Origin of the sequence: Pseudomonas sp. NPDC099000, from assembly GCF_044759925.1 — a bacterium.
In the GTDB taxonomy this organism is placed as follows: domain Bacteria; phylum Pseudomonadota; class Gammaproteobacteria; order Pseudomonadales; family Pseudomonadaceae; genus Aquipseudomonas.
On sequence record NZ_JBIWAF010000014.1, the window covers coordinates 64,246 to 79,489 of the forward strand.

General features: G+C 59.8%; 15 protein-coding genes. 6 read left to right on the top strand and 9 right to left on the bottom strand.

Features of this window, described 5'->3' with window-relative positions; genetic code table 11:
* Positions 1–105: 105 nt before the first annotated feature.
* The 4 genes from ACIQV9_RS17515 to ACIQV9_RS17530 all read right to left on the bottom strand — a co-directional run bounded on the left by ACIQV9_RS17515 (position 106) and on the right by ACIQV9_RS17530 (position 3,399).
* Positions 106–1,119, bottom strand: a complete 1,014-nt coding sequence (locus ACIQV9_RS17515; protein WP_403103847.1) for an alpha/beta hydrolase fold domain-containing protein — start codon at positions 1,117–1,119, stop codon at positions 106–108.
* Between the two features lie 33 nt (positions 1,120–1,152).
* Positions 1,153–1,572 (bottom strand): organic hydroperoxide resistance protein, encoded by a 420-nt coding sequence (locus tag ACIQV9_RS17520; RefSeq protein WP_010461312.1) that lies wholly within the window; start codon positions 1,570–1,572, stop codon positions 1,153–1,155.
* A 339-nt stretch (positions 1,573–1,911) separates the two neighbouring features.
* Positions 1,912–2,373, bottom strand: coding sequence for a MarR family winged helix-turn-helix transcriptional regulator (locus ACIQV9_RS17525; protein WP_403103999.1), 462 nt, complete (start codon positions 2,371–2,373; stop codon positions 1,912–1,914).
* A gap of 69 nt (positions 2,374–2,442) precedes the next feature.
* Positions 2,443–3,399, bottom strand: a complete 957-nt coding sequence (locus tag ACIQV9_RS17530; RefSeq protein WP_403103850.1) for a LysR family transcriptional regulator — start codon at positions 3,397–3,399, stop codon at positions 2,443–2,445.
* A gap of 109 nt (positions 3,400–3,508) precedes the next feature.
* On the opposite strand from ACIQV9_RS17530, the gene ACIQV9_RS17535 reads away from it, so the two are divergent.
* Positions 3,509–4,258 carry a sulfite exporter TauE/SafE family protein gene (locus tag ACIQV9_RS17535; RefSeq protein WP_403103853.1) on the top strand — a complete coding sequence of 250 codons (750 nt, stop codon included), beginning with the start codon at positions 3,509–3,511 and terminating at the stop codon, positions 4,256–4,258.
* Here the strand turns inward: ACIQV9_RS17535 and ACIQV9_RS17540 are convergent.
* Positions 4,248–5,102, bottom strand: a complete 855-nt coding sequence (locus tag ACIQV9_RS17540) for a LysR substrate-binding domain-containing protein (RefSeq protein WP_131060042.1) — start codon at positions 5,100–5,102, stop codon at positions 4,248–4,250. The two genes, ACIQV9_RS17535 and ACIQV9_RS17540, sit on opposite strands and share 11 nt — an antisense overlap.
* Positions 5,103–5,198: 96 nt before the next feature.
* On the opposite strand from ACIQV9_RS17540, the gene ACIQV9_RS17545 reads away from it, so the two are divergent.
* Both ACIQV9_RS17545 and ACIQV9_RS17550 read left to right on the top strand, forming a co-directional pair.
* Entirely contained in the window at positions 5,199–5,414 is a 216-nt protein-coding gene (locus tag ACIQV9_RS17545; RefSeq protein WP_133838411.1) for a DUF1127 domain-containing protein, read from the top strand.
* Between the two features lie 64 nt (positions 5,415–5,478).
* Complete coding sequence (locus tag ACIQV9_RS17550) at positions 5,479–6,708, top strand: winged helix-turn-helix domain-containing protein (RefSeq protein WP_403103858.1); 1,230 nt, start codon at positions 5,479–5,481, stop codon at positions 6,706–6,708.
* Positions 6,709–6,797: 89 nt separating this feature from the next.
* Here the strand turns inward: ACIQV9_RS17550 and ACIQV9_RS17555 are convergent, their stop codons facing one another.
* Positions 6,798–8,144 carry a class II 3-deoxy-7-phosphoheptulonate synthase gene (locus tag ACIQV9_RS17555; RefSeq protein ID WP_403103861.1) on the bottom strand — a complete coding sequence of 449 codons (1,347 nt, stop codon included), beginning with the start codon at positions 8,142–8,144 and terminating at the stop codon, positions 6,798–6,800.
* Between the two features lie 149 nt (positions 8,145–8,293).
* Here ACIQV9_RS17555 and ACIQV9_RS17560 point away from each other — a divergent pair, with 149 nt between their 5' ends.
* Positions 8,294–9,049 carry a spermidine synthase gene (locus tag ACIQV9_RS17560; RefSeq protein ID WP_403103864.1) on the top strand — a complete coding sequence of 252 codons (756 nt, stop codon included), beginning with the start codon at positions 8,294–8,296 and terminating at the stop codon, positions 9,047–9,049.
* A gap of 137 nt (positions 9,050–9,186) precedes the next feature.
* Here ACIQV9_RS17560 and ACIQV9_RS17565 read toward each other — a convergent pair whose 3' ends face one another.
* The gene (locus ACIQV9_RS17565; RefSeq protein WP_403103866.1) at positions 9,187–9,978 is read right to left on the bottom strand and encodes a crotonase/enoyl-CoA hydratase family protein; all 792 of its coding nucleotides are present in this window, start codon (positions 9,976–9,978) and stop codon (positions 9,187–9,189) included.
* A gap of 434 nt (positions 9,979–10,412) precedes the next feature.
* Between ACIQV9_RS17565 and ACIQV9_RS17570 the strand changes: the two genes are divergently transcribed.
* Complete coding sequence (locus tag ACIQV9_RS17570) at positions 10,413–12,086, top strand: DEAD/DEAH box helicase (RefSeq protein WP_008146183.1); 1,674 nt, start codon at positions 10,413–10,415, stop codon at positions 12,084–12,086.
* A gap of 237 nt (positions 12,087–12,323) precedes the next feature.
* On the opposite strand, the gene ACIQV9_RS17575 is transcribed toward ACIQV9_RS17570, so the two are convergent.
* Entirely contained in the window at positions 12,324–13,091 is a 768-nt protein-coding gene (locus ACIQV9_RS17575; protein ID WP_403103870.1) for a DODA-type extradiol aromatic ring-opening family dioxygenase, read from the bottom strand.
* A gap of 103 nt (positions 13,092–13,194) precedes the next feature.
* Between ACIQV9_RS17575 and ACIQV9_RS17580 the strand changes: the two genes are divergently transcribed.
* On the top strand, positions 13,195–13,848 hold the full coding sequence (locus ACIQV9_RS17580; RefSeq protein ID WP_403103873.1) for a thiopurine S-methyltransferase: 654 nt from the start codon (positions 13,195–13,197) through the stop codon (positions 13,846–13,848).
* A gap of 205 nt (positions 13,849–14,053) precedes the next feature.
* Here the strand turns inward: ACIQV9_RS17580 and htpX are convergent, their stop codons facing one another.
* Positions 14,054–14,941: a protease HtpX gene (gene htpX / locus ACIQV9_RS17585; RefSeq protein WP_109633611.1), complete on the bottom strand. Its 888-nt coding sequence runs from the start codon at positions 14,939–14,941 to the stop codon at positions 14,054–14,056.
* Between the last annotated feature and the right edge of the window lie 303 nt (positions 14,942–15,244).

Genomic DNA, 15,244 nt, shown 5'->3' on the forward strand with positions numbered 1-15,244 from the left:
CCCTGTAGGAGCGAGGCTTGCCCGCGAAGGCGTCGTGTCAGTCGACAATGATGTTGAATGACAGGCCGCCTTCGCGGGCAAGCCTCGCTCCTACAGGGGGCGGTGTTATTTCAGGTGTTGTTTGAGTTCTTCGGACGCCTGCAGCATCGCGGAGCGTACTGCTGGAACCTGGCTCACCACGTTGAGCAAACCGTAGTCATGGATCATGCCGTTGTAGCGTACCGACGTAACCGGCACGCCAGCCTCATCCAGTTTGCGCGCATAAGCTTCACCTTCATCGCGCAACACGTCGGCACCGGCCGTCTGCACCAGCGCAGGCGGCAAGCCCTTCAATTGTGCGGTGGTGGCCCGCAGCGGTGAGGCATAGATCTCGTTACGCTGTTTGGCGTCGGTGGTGTAGTTGTCCCAGAACCACTTCATCATGTTTTTGGTGAGGAAGTGCCCCTCGGCAAACTGGTTGTAGGACGCCGTTTCGAAGCTGGCGTCAGTCACCGGCCACAGCAGCACCTGGAACTTGATCGCCGGTGTGCCCTTGTCTTTGGCCATCAACGCAACCACGGCCGCCATGTTGCCACCGACACTGTTGCCGGCCACGGCCAGGCGCTTGCCGTCGACGTTGATCTCTTTACCGTGCTCGGCCACCCATTTGGTCGCGGCATAAGCCTGGTTGATCGCCACCGGGTAATGCGCTTCCGGCGACGGGGTGTAATTGACGAACACCGCCACCGCACCCGACCCCGTCACCAGGTCGCGAACCAGACGTTCGTGAGTCGGGAAATCCCCCAGCACCCAGCCTCCGCCGTGGAAGAACATGAACACCGGCAGCTCGCCTTTGGCCCCGGCCGGCCGGACGATGGTCAGGCTGAGCGGTTGGCCGTCGACTTGAATGGTCTTCTCGCTGACATCGGCTTTTGGCAGTGTCAGTTTCACCGAGGCTTGCGCACCCACCAGCACCGCGCGGGCTTCTTTGGGGGTGAGTTGCTCCATCGGTTTGCCGGTGCCGGCATTCAGGACATCGAGGAACGCCTGGGTGTTGTGTTCAACCCCATCGCCCGCGAATGCGTTGCTGATGGACAAAGCGAGAAGGGTGCCGGTCAAGACTTTGCTGAAAGTGTTCATGTTCATTTCCTGTTCGGGCCTGGTAGTCAGTGGTTAGACGGTAACGTGCAGACGCACATCGACGTTGCCACGGGTCGCGTTCGAGTACGGGCAGACTTGGTGGGCCGCCTCGACCAGGCTTTGCGCGTCGGCTTGTTCAAGCCCCGGCAGACTGATGTGCAGGTCGATGTCCAGGCCGAAACCGCCAGGGATCTGGCCGATGCCGACATGGGCGGTGATAGAGGCGTCGTTCGGGATGCTGCGTTTGGTCTGGCTGGCGACGAATTTCAGCGCGCCGATGAAGCAGGCGGAGTAGCCGGCTGCGAACAGTTGTTCAGGGTTGGTCGCTGCGCCGCCGGCACCACCGAGTTCTTTCGGGGTGGCGAGTTTGACGTCGAGGATGTTGTCACTGGAAACCGCACGACCGTCACGGCCGCCAGTGGAGGTTGCGATTGCGGTGTAGAGAGTTTGCATGGTGTGAGCCTCGTTCGGATTTGATTTGTCTGCGCTAAATGTTTGCGCGCTAAGTAAGTGCGAGGTGAATGTATAGCGCTAATATTTAGCGTGCAAGATAAATTTTTGAAAAAGTTTTGGATTGGAAGAAAGCGCGGATTGAATGTGTTGAGTTAGAGCGTTGCGGCAGGATTTTTCAGCGAAATTTTTTTCAGGGATGTAACGAGGTCAGGAGGGACAGCACATAAATGTGGAGCGGGCTTGCTCGCGAAGGCGGTGTTTCAGGCAACATTTTTGTCGACTGACACACCGCCTTCGCGGGCAAGCCCGCTCCAACAGGGATGTATATGATTTTTTAGATTAGAGGCTGTTTTGGAGATTGCTGCGCAGCTCTTGCAGCTCCGCTTGAAGTTTTTGCAGTCTCTCAAGCGTCATTCCGCTTGCACCGAGAATGCACTGTGGAATGCTGCGTGCCTTATCGCGCAACGCACGGCCCTGCTCGGTCAGCTCGACAATCACCACTCGTTCATCCTCACGGCTGCGGGTACGACTCAGCAATCCCTCGACCTCCAGCCGTTTGAGCAAGGGCGTCAGTGAGCCGGGGTCTGTCAGCAGTCGGGTGCTGATTTCGCCGACGGTCAGCCCGTCACGCTCCCACAACACCATCATCGCCAGATACTGCGGATAGGTCAGGCCCAGCGCTTGCAGCAGCGGCTTGTACACCTTGGTCATCAGCAACGAAGTGGAATGCAGGGCGAAGCAAGCCTGATTATCCAGCAGCAGCGGGTCGCAGTTATCCGGGGTGTTGCGTTCGGTGGTCATTTCAAAGCCTTGATCAGTGATCGTCATGAATCTAGCGGGCGAATCTTTAATGCACCAGACAATTCTAGACTAGTGCCGGTCCAGAGTGTTTTGCAGTGCCAGGTCCCACGGCGGAATCGGGCTGAAGCGGGTTTTCAGGTATTCCAGCAACAAGCGGCTTCGGGAGTTGGGTTGTTGCTCCAGACGCAATGCATAGATGCCGGTGGTCTCCGGTGGAGGCAGGCCGTTTTCACAAAACAAGGGCAGTAATTCGCCGCGCAACAGGTACTCGCTGGCCAGCCAGGTCGGCAGATGGGCGATGCCCAGCCCGGCCAATGCACCGCAGACCAGCGCTTCGGCATTGTTGGCGCTCATGCGGATGCGCGCCGGGCGATGCAGGTGCATGTGCCCGTCGCGCTCAAAGCGCCAAGCGAAGGGCGGGGCCAGGCCGTCCCAGTCGAGGCCGTCATGTTCGATCAATTGTGCCGGCTCGGTCGGGATACCGCGACGTTTCAGGTAATCCGGGCTGGCGCAGGCAATGCGCACCATACTCGCCAGCGGTGTGGCCACCAGCCTTGTGTCGGCCATTTGCCCTGCGCGCAGCACCAGATCCACCTTGCCCAGATTCAGCCCCTGCATGTCGACAAAACTGTCGATCAGATGCAATTGCACGTCGAGGCCCGGATAGAGCATCAGGAAGTCGGCAATCACCGGCGCCAGGTGCCGTCTGCCGAACGCCGCTGGCGCGTCGATCCTGATCAAGCCTTCCGGCGCACTGCTCAGGGACACGGCTTCGGCGCGGGCCAGGCGCAGTTCCTCCACAATCCGTCGCGCCCGTTCGGCAAACGCCAGGCCTGCGGGAGTGGCGCGCACCGCGTGAGTGCTGCGAATGAACAGCTGGCTGCCGACCGCATTTTCCAGGCTGTCGATGCGCCGCGCCACCGCCGAAGGTGTCAGCGGATGTCGGCGGGACGCCGCGGAAAAGCTCCCGGTTTCCAGCACATCAAGGAATAGGCCCAGCTGTTCGGTCAATTGATTCGGATTCATGGTGCGTCAGCGCTTGTGCGAAGTTGGCACAGCCATTGTGCGTTGCTGTGCGTTTCCCCGCCAGCGTCGACTGCGTAGGATGATCAGCCTGACAAAAGGAAAATCGCTTGTGATTGAGTTCGTGATGTACCTGATCTTCGGCGCAGCCCTGGGAACCCTCGGCGGGATATTCGGCATTGGCGGTGGCTTGATCGCGATTCCATTGCTGGGCGTGCTGTTCGGTCTCGATCAGCAAATTGCCCAAGGCACGGCGTTGGTCATGGTGGTGCCCAACGTGATGCTGGCACTGTGGCGTTATCACCAGCGCAATCGCATCGAAATGCGCCACGCGCTGCCATTGGCCGCGATGGGCTTCTGCTTCGCCTGGATCGGGTCGATCTGGGCAGTAGGCATCGACGCGCAAACCATGCGCGTGGGATTTGTCACGTTCCTGATTGCCCTGTCGGCCTACAACCTGGTGCGCATGTTCACCGCCAACGCACCGGCCTGCGCACAGATGCGTTATTCCTGGCCATGGTTGGGCGTGCTCGGCGCGGCATCCGGCACCATGGGCGGGATGTTCGGGGTTGGCGGTGCGGTGGTGGCAACGCCGGTGTTGACCAGCCTGTTCGGCACTACTCAAGTGGTGGCCCAAGGCTTGTCGCTGGCCTTGGCACTGCCCAGCACCGGCGTCACACTGGTGACGTACGCGATGCATCATCAAGTGGACTGGATGATCGGGTTGCCGTTGGCCGTCGGCGGATTAATGAGCATCAGCTGGGGTGTGAAGATCGCCCACGCCATGCCGGAGCGGCTATTGCGCGGGTTATTCTGCGGTTTCCTGGTGCTGTGCGCGGTGATGCTCGCGTTTAAAGTTTGAAGCCTTCGACAATGTGCTCGGCCAGGCACTCGGTGATCGGTGAAGGGTTGTGCAGGTTGCGCACCAGCATGATGCTGGCTTCCGGCAACAACGGCAGGTCTTCGGCGGCCCCGAGAATGCGCATGTCTGGTGTGATCAGGCTTTCCAGTTGCGCGGTCACCGCGAGGCCCGCACTGACCACGGCCATCAACGCCGACAGGCTCGAACTGTTGTAGGCAATGCGATAATCGCGACCCATGGCGTCCAGCGCATTGCACGCCCACAGCCGGCAGAAACAATCACTGTTGAACATCGCCAGCGGCAACGGCGTCTGCTCGTGGGCGCTGTAGCATTGCGCTTCGGCCCAGACGAAACGCTCCTTGCGCAGCAACTGGCCGATTTCAGTACCGGGCTCGCGGGTGACGATGGACAAGTCCAGGTCTTGGCGCTGCAACAGTTGCTTGGTTGATTCGCAGTGAACTTCGATCTGGATCAGCGGGTAAAACTTGGCGAAACGCGACAGGATCCCCGGCAGGAAACGCATCACGTAGTCGTCGGGTGTGCCAATGCGCACGGTGCCGACCATGTGCGGCTCACGCAATGTATTGAAGACTTCGCTGTGAAGTTTGAGGATACGTCGCGCGTACCCCAGCAATACCTGGCCTTCGGCGGTCAGCTTGACCTGGCGTCCATCGCGCTCGAACAGTTGGCGCTGCAACACGTCTTCTTCCAGACGCTTCATCTGCATGCTCACCGCTGACTGCGTGCGGTTGACCATTTCACCGGCACGGGTAAACCCGCCCTGGTCGGCAATGGCGACGAAGGTGCGCAGCACATCCGTATCGATACTTGGGTACGCCGACATCCATCAATCTCCGAGATGGTTACCATCAGAAACATTCGTTGGATTGATCTTAGCGCTGGGGCGAGACTTGAGCCATCCCCAACGGAGGACAACAAGATGAAAGGTCAACACGAGCATGTAACGGCAGAAAAATTCTCAATCCACGCGGTATCCGATCTGTTGCACAAGTTTAGTCGCTGGTACGAACTTCATCGTGAACGTGAGTTGCTGGCAAGCCTGAGCGACGAAGCGCTGAAAGACATTGGCGTGAGTCGTGCCGATGTAGAGCATGAATCGGTCAGGCCGTTCTGGGATGATCCGATGCATAAATGATGAGGCCATCGCTACACAAACCCCTCTCTGGTGAGGTAGGTTGCGAGCAGACACGGAGGTATTCATGCCCGCAACGCTGTCCTTTTCCAACAAACAGGCTCGACGTCTGGCGCTGGCCGCCCAAGGGTTCAACGGGCGCCAACCGCCAGCGGCGATCAAACCGGTTCAGCTCAACCGGCTGATCGAACGGCTGGGCATTCTGCAGATCGATTCGGTCAATGCGTTGGTGCGTTCGCACTACCTTCCCTTGTTTTCCCGCCTCGGAAATTACTCCCCCGACTTGCTCGATCAGGCTGCCTGGAGTCAGGGCCGTCGGCGCACGCTGTTCGAATATTGGGGCCATGAAGCTTCGTTGCTGCCGATGTCGATGTATCCATTGATGCGCTGGCGCATGCAGCGTGCGACGCGCGGCGAGGATATCTATCAGCAACTGGCACGTTTTGGTCGCGAGCAGCAGGACACGATTCGCCGGGTGCTGGCCTCGGTGCAGGAGCTCGGCGCACTGGGGGCCGCAAGCTTGTCGACCCGCCAGGAGCGGGCGGGGCCCTGGTGGGACTGGAGCGCTGAAAAGCATGCGCTGGAATGGTTATTCGCCGCCGGTGAAGTCACGGTCGCCGGCCGCCGTGGATTCGAGCGGCTTTATGACCTGCCGGAGCGGGTGATTCCTTCGGCGGTTCTGCAACAGCCTTTGCTCAGTGAGGCCGAGGCCCAACGAGGGCTGTTGCTGCATGCTGCGACGGCATTGGGGGTCGGTACGGAAAAGGACCTGCGCGATTATTTTCGCCTGAATCCGGCAGACAGCCGGCCGCGCCTGGCGGAACTGGTAGAGGCGGGGGAGTTGCTGGCCTGCGCGGTTCAGGGTTGGCGGCAAACGGCCTATTGCCTGTCCGAGCCGAAAGTGCCGCGCAAGGTCGAGGCCAGTGCATTGCTGTCACCTTTTGATTCGTTGATCTGGGAACGCAGCCGCACCGAGCGGTTATTCGATTTCCGTTATCGACTGGAGATTTACACGCCGCAGGACAAACGGGTCTACGGCTATTACGTACTGCCTTTTTTGCACAATGAACGGATTGCCGCGCGGGTGGATTTGCGTGCCGAGCGAGCGTTGGGCCGACTGGCGGTGCACGCTGTGCATGAGGAAGAGCCGGGGCTGGATGACGAGGGGATGCTGGCGTTGGCGGTCAATCTGCGGCAGATGGCTGATTGGTTGGGGCTTGAGCAGGTTCAGCTGAATTGCCCGCGGGCGAGTGCGGCGCGGTTGCGGGTGGCATTGGTGCAGATTGGTGGCGACTGAGCGGACGCCTTCGCGGGCAAGCCTCGCTCCTACAGATACAACGCAATCCTGTAGGAGCGAGGCTTGCCCGCGAAGGGGGCGACGCGATTTTACCGGCGGACTTGTTTCAAGGTCTCGGCAATCAGAAACGCCAACTCCAGCGACTGATCAGCATTCATCCGCGGATCGCAATGGGTGTGGTAACGGTCCGACAACCCGTCTTCAGTGATTGGCCGCGCGCCGCCAATGCACTCGGTCACGTTCTGCCCGGTCATCTCGATGTGGATACCGCCGGCGTAGCTGCCTTCCGCTTCGTGGACCTGGAAGAACTGCTTCACCTCACCGAGGATCTGCGCGAAGTCGCGGGTCTTGTAGCCGCTGCTGGCCTTGATGGTGTTGCCGTGCATCGGGTCCGAGCTCCAGAGCACCTGCTTGCCCTCGCGCTGTACCGCGCGGATCAACGCCGGCAAGTGATCGCCGACCTTGTTCGCGCCCATGCGTGCGATCAGGTTCAAGCGGCCCGGATCGTTCTCCGGGTTAAGCACGTCGATCAGGCGAATCAGGTCTTCAGGGTTCATGCTCGGGCCAACCTTGACCCCAATCGGATTATTCACGCCGCGAAGGAATTCGACGTGGGCCCCGTCGAGCTGACGGGTGCGGTCGCCGATCCACAGCATGTGCGCCGAGCAATCGTAGTAATCGTTGGTCAGACTGTCGCGGCGCACGAAGGCTTCTTCGTAATTCAGCAGCAGCGCTTCGTGGGCCGTGAAGAAACTGGTTTCGCGCAGTTGTGGCGAACTGTCCATGCCGCAAGCGCGCATGAAGGCCAGGGTTTCATCGATGCGATCGGCCAGGTGGCTGTATTTTTCAGCCAGCGCCGAGTTGGCGATGAAGTCCAGGTTCCACTTGTGCACCTGATGCAGGTCGGCAAAACCGCCCTGGGCGAAAGCACGTAGCAGGTTCAGGGTCGCGGTGGACTGGTGATAGGACTGGAGCAAGCGCTCCGGGTCCGGCACGCGGCTTTTTTCGTCGAAACCGATGCCGTTGACGATGTCGCCACGGTAGGCCGGCAGGGTTACGCCGTCGATGGTTTCGTCGTTGGCCGAGCGAGGCTTGGCGAACTGGCCCGCCATGCGCCCGACCTTGACCACCGGGCAACCGGCGGCGAAGGTCATGACGATCGCCATCTGCAGCAAGACTTTAAAGGTGTCGCGAATTTTTGCGGCCGAGAACTCGGCGAAGCTCTCGGCGCAGTCGCCACCTTGCAACAGAAACGCGCGACCCTGGGTGACCTGGGCAAACTGACGGCGCAACTCCCGGGCCTCACCGGCAAACACCAGGGGCGGATAGCTGGCCAGGGTTTGCTCGACCTGCAGCAAATGCGCCGCGTCGGGGTAGTGGGGTTGTTGCTGGATCGGCAGGGCGCGCCAGCTGTCAGGGCTCCAGGGTTGGCTCATCACGGTCTCGGTTGTTTTACGCTCGGGCGTTCATGTTATCAGCAAATTAGTGCGTGACCTGTTCCGGTTGCTTCGCGGACAATCGCGCCTTTGCCGCTTCATGTTGCGGTTTATCGCGTTGCCGGGCCAGGCGACGATCAGGAGACGAAATGACTGAGGAGCGCGTCGAGCATCTGCTCGCCGAGGTACAGGATGAGTTCGGCGTGATTCGCGTGCTGGAAGTGGCTGATTACCGTTTTCTCGAGTTCGGTGATGCCATCGAGCAGAGCTGCGTGTTCACGGCTGACCCGAGCTGGCTCGAGTACGATTACACCCGGGCGATGCTGATTGGCGCGCTGTGCCACGAACAGCCGGAAAGCGCGCTGTTTCTTGGCCTCGGCGCCGGTACGCTGACCCAGGCGTGCCTCAAGTTTCTGCCCCTTGAAGATGTCGAAGCCATCGAGTTGCGCCCCGACGTGCCGCGTCTTGCCATCGAATATCTGGGGCTCGATGACGACCCGCGACTGTACATCCGCGTCGGCGATGCGCTGGAGTTGCTCGATACCGCTGAACCGGCGGACCTGATCTTCGTCGACCTTTATACCGATGTCGGTCCCGGCGTCGGGCATCTGGCCTGGAGCTTCCTGGAAAACTGTCAGAAACGCTTGAATCCGGGCGGCTGGCTGGTGATCAATCAATGGGCCACCGACGACGGCAAGCCATTGGGCGCTGCATTGTTGCGCGGGCTCTATCACCGGCATTACTGGGAGTTGCCGGTGAAGGAGGGCAACGTGATTCTGATCGTGCCTTCGGAACTGGATCAGGAGCTGGAGATGGACGGATTGATCGCCCGGGCCGAAGAGCTTGCACCGCGATTGGGGTATTCGTTGCAGTCGTTGATCAAGGCGATTCGCCCGGCGACATAAGTCGTTGTCTGTGCGGGCCTCTTCGCGGGCAAGCCTCGCTCCTACAGGTTTTGTGTTGTTCACATTGCCGGCGAACGGCACAAAACCTGTAGGAGCGAGGCTTGCCCGCGAAAGCGATATCGCTCACGACATACCTCTCAAACCCCTTTAAACACACCCGGCCGCTTCTCGACCATCGACCGCACACCTTCCCGGGCATCCTCACTCGCCATCAACTTCTTCACCAACGGCGGCAATCCCTGCGCCGCCGCTGTTTCCCCTTCGTAACGCGCCTGCCGGGCCGACATCAAAGTCGCCTGAACCCCCAGCGGCGCCTGCCGGGCAATCCGTTCCGCCAATTCAATCGCCCGCGGCAGCAGATCCTCGCTGGCCATGACTTCCTGCACCAACCCCAGATGCAACGCGTCATGCGCATCGAATTCATCGCCAGTCAGCAGCCAGCGCATGGCATTGCCCCAGCCGGCGACTTGATGCAAACGCAGCGTGGCGCCACCGAAGGGGAAGATCCCGCGTTGCACTTCCTTCTGGGCAAAACGGGTGTTGCTGGCGCAGAGGTTGATGTCGGCGGCCAGCATCAGCTCGATGCCGATGGTCAGGCAGTAGCCTTGCGCGGCGACTATCACCGGTTTGCTCACCCGGGGCCCGGCGAACACGCCCCACGGATCGCAACCGCCGGGCGGTGCCTGCCAGCCTTCGGCCAGGGCTGCGCTGGCATTGATCAGGTCGAGCCCGGCGGTGAAATGCTCGCCGTGAGCGAACACCACTGCCACGCGCGCTTCGCTGTCGGCCTCGAACTCGCCGTAGGCCAGGCTCAGCGCGTTGAGCAGCTCGAGGTCGAAGGCGTTGCGCTTGGCCACTCGATCCAGGCCGATCATCAGGACATGACCGTGTCGTTCGCGTGTTACACCACTGGAGCCGGGCTGATTCATAGAGCATTTCCTCGGGCGGGAAGGGTGTGCCAGACCGCAGGTCAAGACCGCGGGTCTGCGTCACAAGGATGAACCGTTTTAGCGCCATCGCCAGCAGGGCCGGGCCTTTGAAAAATAGACCGTTGCACGATTATCCGCAAAGCCTGTGGCACAACGGTGTAAACGTCAGTTTTCCGACAAATAATGCTCCCTTTTTGGCCGAATTCCGGTATAGTGCGCGCCGGCCTTTAACCGGGCCGCGTTTAGGTAGCGCAATTTCCCGAAGTCAGCTTCGGCTGCACGTCCGCACAGCGGACTCTCCCTTGACGAATCTTTTTCATTCATTCGTTTTCGCAAATCCCCGCCGACAAAGCAGCCAGGGCGACTCTTGAGTCTTACACGGCATGCGCAGCTTTGGAGCATGGGTCTTTGCGGATGCACTTAGAGGCAGACCCATGACCCAGGAAACCGGCGGCTTCGCCGCTTTTAATCTTAATCCGAATATTCTTGCAGCCGTCATCGCGACTGGCTACGAAGAGCCTTCGGCTATTCAGCAGCAATCGATCCCGATCATCATGGCCGGTCACGACATGATTGGTCAGGCGCAAACCGGTACGGGTAAAACCGCCGCGTTCGCCCTGCCGATCCTGCACCGCATCGATCCTGCCAAGCGCGAGCCGCAAGCCCTGATCCTGGCGCCAACCCGTGAGTTGGCGCTGCAAGTAGCAACCGCTTTCGAAACCTACGCCAAGCAAATGCCGGGCGTTACCGTTGTGGCCGTTTACGGCGGCGCCCCGATGGGCCCACAACTGAAAGCAATCCGTAATGGCGCACAGATCGTTGTCGCCACGCCGGGCCGTCTGTGCGACCACCTGCGTCGTGACGAAAAAGTCCTGTCGACCGTGAACCACCTGGTTCTGGACGAAGCGGACGAAATGCTCAAACTGGGTTTCATGGACGACCTCGAAGTTATCTTCAAGGCTCTGCCGCCAACCCGTCAGACCGTATTGTTCTCGGCCACCCTGCCACAGTCGATCCGTGCCATTGCCGAACGCCATCTGCGCGATCCGCAACACGTGAAGATCCAGACCAAGACTCAGACCGTTACCGCGATCGAACAGGCTCACCTGTTGGTTCACGCTGACCAGAAGACCTCGGCTGTATTGAGCCTGCTGGAAGTGGAAGATTTCGACGCCCTGATCATGTTCGTGCGCACCAAGCAAGCGACCCTGGACCTGGCCAGTGCCCTGGAAGCCAAAGGCTACAAAGCCGCTGCGCTGAACGGTGACATTGCTCAGAACCAACGTGAGCGCGTGATCGAATCCCTCAAGGATGGCCGTCTGGACATCGTTGTAGCGACCGACGTTGCTGCTCGTGGCCTGGACGTTCCGCGCATCACTCACGTGTTCAACGTTGACATGCCATACGATCCAGAGTCCTACGTTCACCGTATCGGCCGTACTGGCCGTGCCGGTCGCGAAGGTCGTGCGCTGTTGCTGGTGACTCCGCGTGAGCGCCGCATGCTGCAAGTGATCGAGCGTGTAACCGGTCAGAAAGTTGCCGAAGTCCGCCTGCCGGATGCTCAGGCCGTTCTCGATGCCCGCATCAAGAAACTGACCAACAGCCTGTCGCCACTGGTGGCTGATGCCGAATCGACTCACGGTGATCTGCTGGATCGCCTGACTGCCGACATCGGTTGCACCCCGCGTGCACTGGCCGCTGCTCTGCTGCGCAAGGCAACCAACGCTCAGGCGCTGACCCTGGCCGCGATCGAGAAAGAACGTCCACTGGTGCCGAACAATGCACCGCGTGGCGATCGTCCAGAGCGTACCGGTGACCGTCCGGACCGTGGTGATCGTGAGCGTCGTGCTCCGGTTCCATTGGCCGAAGGTCGTGCTCGTTGCCGTACCGCGCTGGGTGCGCGTGATGGTATCGCTGCCAAGAACCTGCTGGGCGCTATCCTCAACGAGGGTGGTCTGGCTCGCGAAGCAATCGGTCGTATCCAGGTGCGTGACAGCTTCAGCCTCGTCGAGCTGCCGGAAGATGGTCTGGAGCGTCTGCTGACCAAGCTGAAGGACACTCGCGTTGCCGGTAAGCAGTTGAAGCTGCGTCGCTATCGCGAAGATTGATCTGCTCTCGGGCTGATTGATCGAACATAAAAAATCCCCGACTGGTTCGGGGATTTTTTTTGGACTGCTGTTGGCTGATCGTTCCCACGCTCTGGGTGGGAATGCAGCCCGGGACGCTCCGCGTCCCAAAAGCGGACGCAGAGCGTCCGTTGATTCATTCCCACGCAGAGCGTGGGAACGATCAAAATCTACTGTGGGAGCGAGCTTGCTCGCGATTGGGGCGACTCGGTTTACCTGTCAGCCAAAACGGTAGATATCCATCCCCAGCGCACCCATGGTGAAACCCTGATGGGCAATGCTGAACTCACCCCCAGCCCCGCGGGCAAAGTACAACGGCAGCAAATGCTCATCGCTGGGATGGTTGCGCACCGCATTCGGCGCCTGCTGACGATAATCGTGCAGCGCAACTTCATCGTTGGCCGCGAGTTTTTCAATCATCCAGTCGCGGAACGTCCGGGCCCACGGTTCGACGCTTTCCGGGCCGGCATGCCAGTCCAGTTCACGCAGGTTGTGGGTGATGCTCCCGGAGCCTATCAACAACACACCGTGCTCACGCAGGCTGGCCAAGGCATGGCCGACGCGGGTTTGCAGGGCAGGGCCGCCACGGGTGGGCAGCGAGACTTGCACCACTGGGATGTCCGCCCGCGGATACATCAATGACAACGGCACCCACACCCCGTGATCGAACGGCCGCTTGGCATCAATGCGTGCAGGCAGGCCGTCGGCTTTCAACTGTTCGACTACCTCTGCCGCCAGTTGCGGATCGCCCGGCGCCGGATATTGCACCTCGAACAAGGCCTTGGGAAAACCGCCAAAGTCATGCCAGGTTTCAGGCCGGGGATTGCCGCTGACCAGCAGCTCGTTGCTTTCCCAGTGCGCCGACACAATCACGATGGCTTTCGGTTTCGGCATTTCTGCGGCGAGGCGAGCGAGGGCTGGCCCGCTGGCGCCTGGTTCGAGTGCCAACATGGGAGAGCCATGGGATATGTACAGGCTGGGGAACATGAAAGAGCTCCTGAGGGGTAAGATGGCAGCATCTTCAGTCAGATCATTGATCTAAATCTAATATAAGTTTTAGGGTCTTTTGATCGAATTTTCGGGATTAATTATGCAGCCGGAGTTTTGGCACAAGCGGTGGACGTCGAATCAGATCGGCTTTCATCTGCCGGAAGTGAATCCATATCTGCAACGGTACTGGCCGCAGCTCGGCCTGGAGGAGGGCGCGCGCGTACTGGTGCCGTTATGTGGGAAAAGCCTGGATCTGCTGTGGCTGGCGAAATGCGGTCATGAGGTGCTGGGTGTCGAGTTGTCGGAAAAAGCCGTGGAGGACTTTTTTCACGAGCACCAATTTGACCCGGACGTCAGTGATCAGGGGCCCTTCACTGTTTATCGGGCAGGTTCGATCGAGATCTGGTGCGGTGACTTCTTCGCGTTGACCGCTGGCGATGTCGCTGATTGCAGTGCGCTGTACGACCGCGCGGCGCTGATCGCCTTGCCGCCGAAGATGCGGGAGGATTATGCCGAGCATCTGAAGCGGATTGTGCCGAAGGACTCTCTGGGGCTGTTGATTACGCTGGATTACGATCAGGCGCAAATGGACGGGCCGCCATTCGCTGTGCTGGATGAAGAAGTGCAACGGTTGTTCGGGGCAACCTGGGAGCTGAAGATTCTGGAAGACCAGGACGTGCTGGGCGAGAGCTGGAAATTTGTCGAGAGCGGTGTCACTCGGCTTGAAGAGCGGGTTTATCGGGTTTCCAGCTGATAGATGTGTGTTGTTTGTGCTGGCTTCATCGCGGGCAAGTCGAATCGTCGCACCGCCGCTCCCACATTGGAACGCATTCCCCTGTGGGAGCGGCGGTGCGACGATTCGACTTGCCCGCGATGAGGCCATGAAGAGCACCGTATCAATCAGCAGACCAAAAAAAGGCCCGCATTCACTGCGGGCCTTTTCTTTAGTGCGGAACCTCTCAGCCCCGACGACGCAACGCGTCAATACGCTCTTCCAGCGGCGGGTGGCTCATGAACATACGAGCGAACCCTTGCTTGATGCCACCGTTGATGCCAAAGGCATTCAGCGTGTCCGGCATGTGCACCGGCAGACCCTGTTCTGCACGAAGGCGTTGCAAGGCGCCAATCATCGCGCTGGTACCTGCCAGACGTGCACCGGCTTCGTCTGCGCGGAACTCGCGTTTGCGCGAGAACCACATGACGATGGAGCTGGCCAGAATGCCCAGGACCAGTTCGGCGACGATGGTCGCCACGTAGTAGGCGATGCCCTGGCCTTCTTCGTTCTTGAAGATCACTTTGTCGACAAAGTTGCCGATGATCCGCGCGAAGAACATCACGAAGGTGTTCACCACGCCCTGGATCAACGCCAGGGTCACCATGTCGCCATTGGCCACGTGACCGATTTCGTGAGCCAGGACGGCCTTCACTTCATCCGGCGAAAAACGCTCGAGCAGACCCTGGCTGACCGCGACCAGTGCGTCGTTCTTGTTCCAGCCCGTGGCGAACGCGTTGGCCTCGTAGGCCGGGAAAATCCCGACTTCGGGCATCTTGATCCCGGCTTCGCGGGACAGTTGCTCGACGGTTTGCAGCAGCCATTGCTCGTGACGGGTGCGCGGCTGGCTGATGATTTGGGTGCTGGTGCTCATCTTCGCCATCCACTTGGAGATGAACAGCGAGAACAGGGAACCGGCGAAACCAAAGACCGCACAGAAAATCAGCAGCTGATTGAGGTTGAGATCAACCCCGTTGGCCGCCATGAACCCGTTGAAGCCGAAAAGGCTCAGGGTGATGCTGGCAATCAGCACGACCGCCAGGTTAGTGGCCAAAAACAGCAGGATGCGCATCATGGTTGTAGAAATCTCCTCATGCTAAAGATGTAGCGTACTGCGGGGTATATAAGGTGCTGCACCGGGCTATTCAACCGAGTGACTATTTCAAACTGTGTCCTACGGCAACAGTCTAGCTGCTTGCAGGGCATTTCCGACGGGGATGCCGGACGCGTTTGACAGCCAATTCGCGTCACAGGCCCCGTCTTTGTTAGGCGCGGCCACGAAACGTGGCATCAGTCAGCGATACAAGCCGTGATGTCTGGCGGGGTGCGAAGATATGTTGCTGAATTAATCACCGTGCGACATATGTGCGCGTCGCAC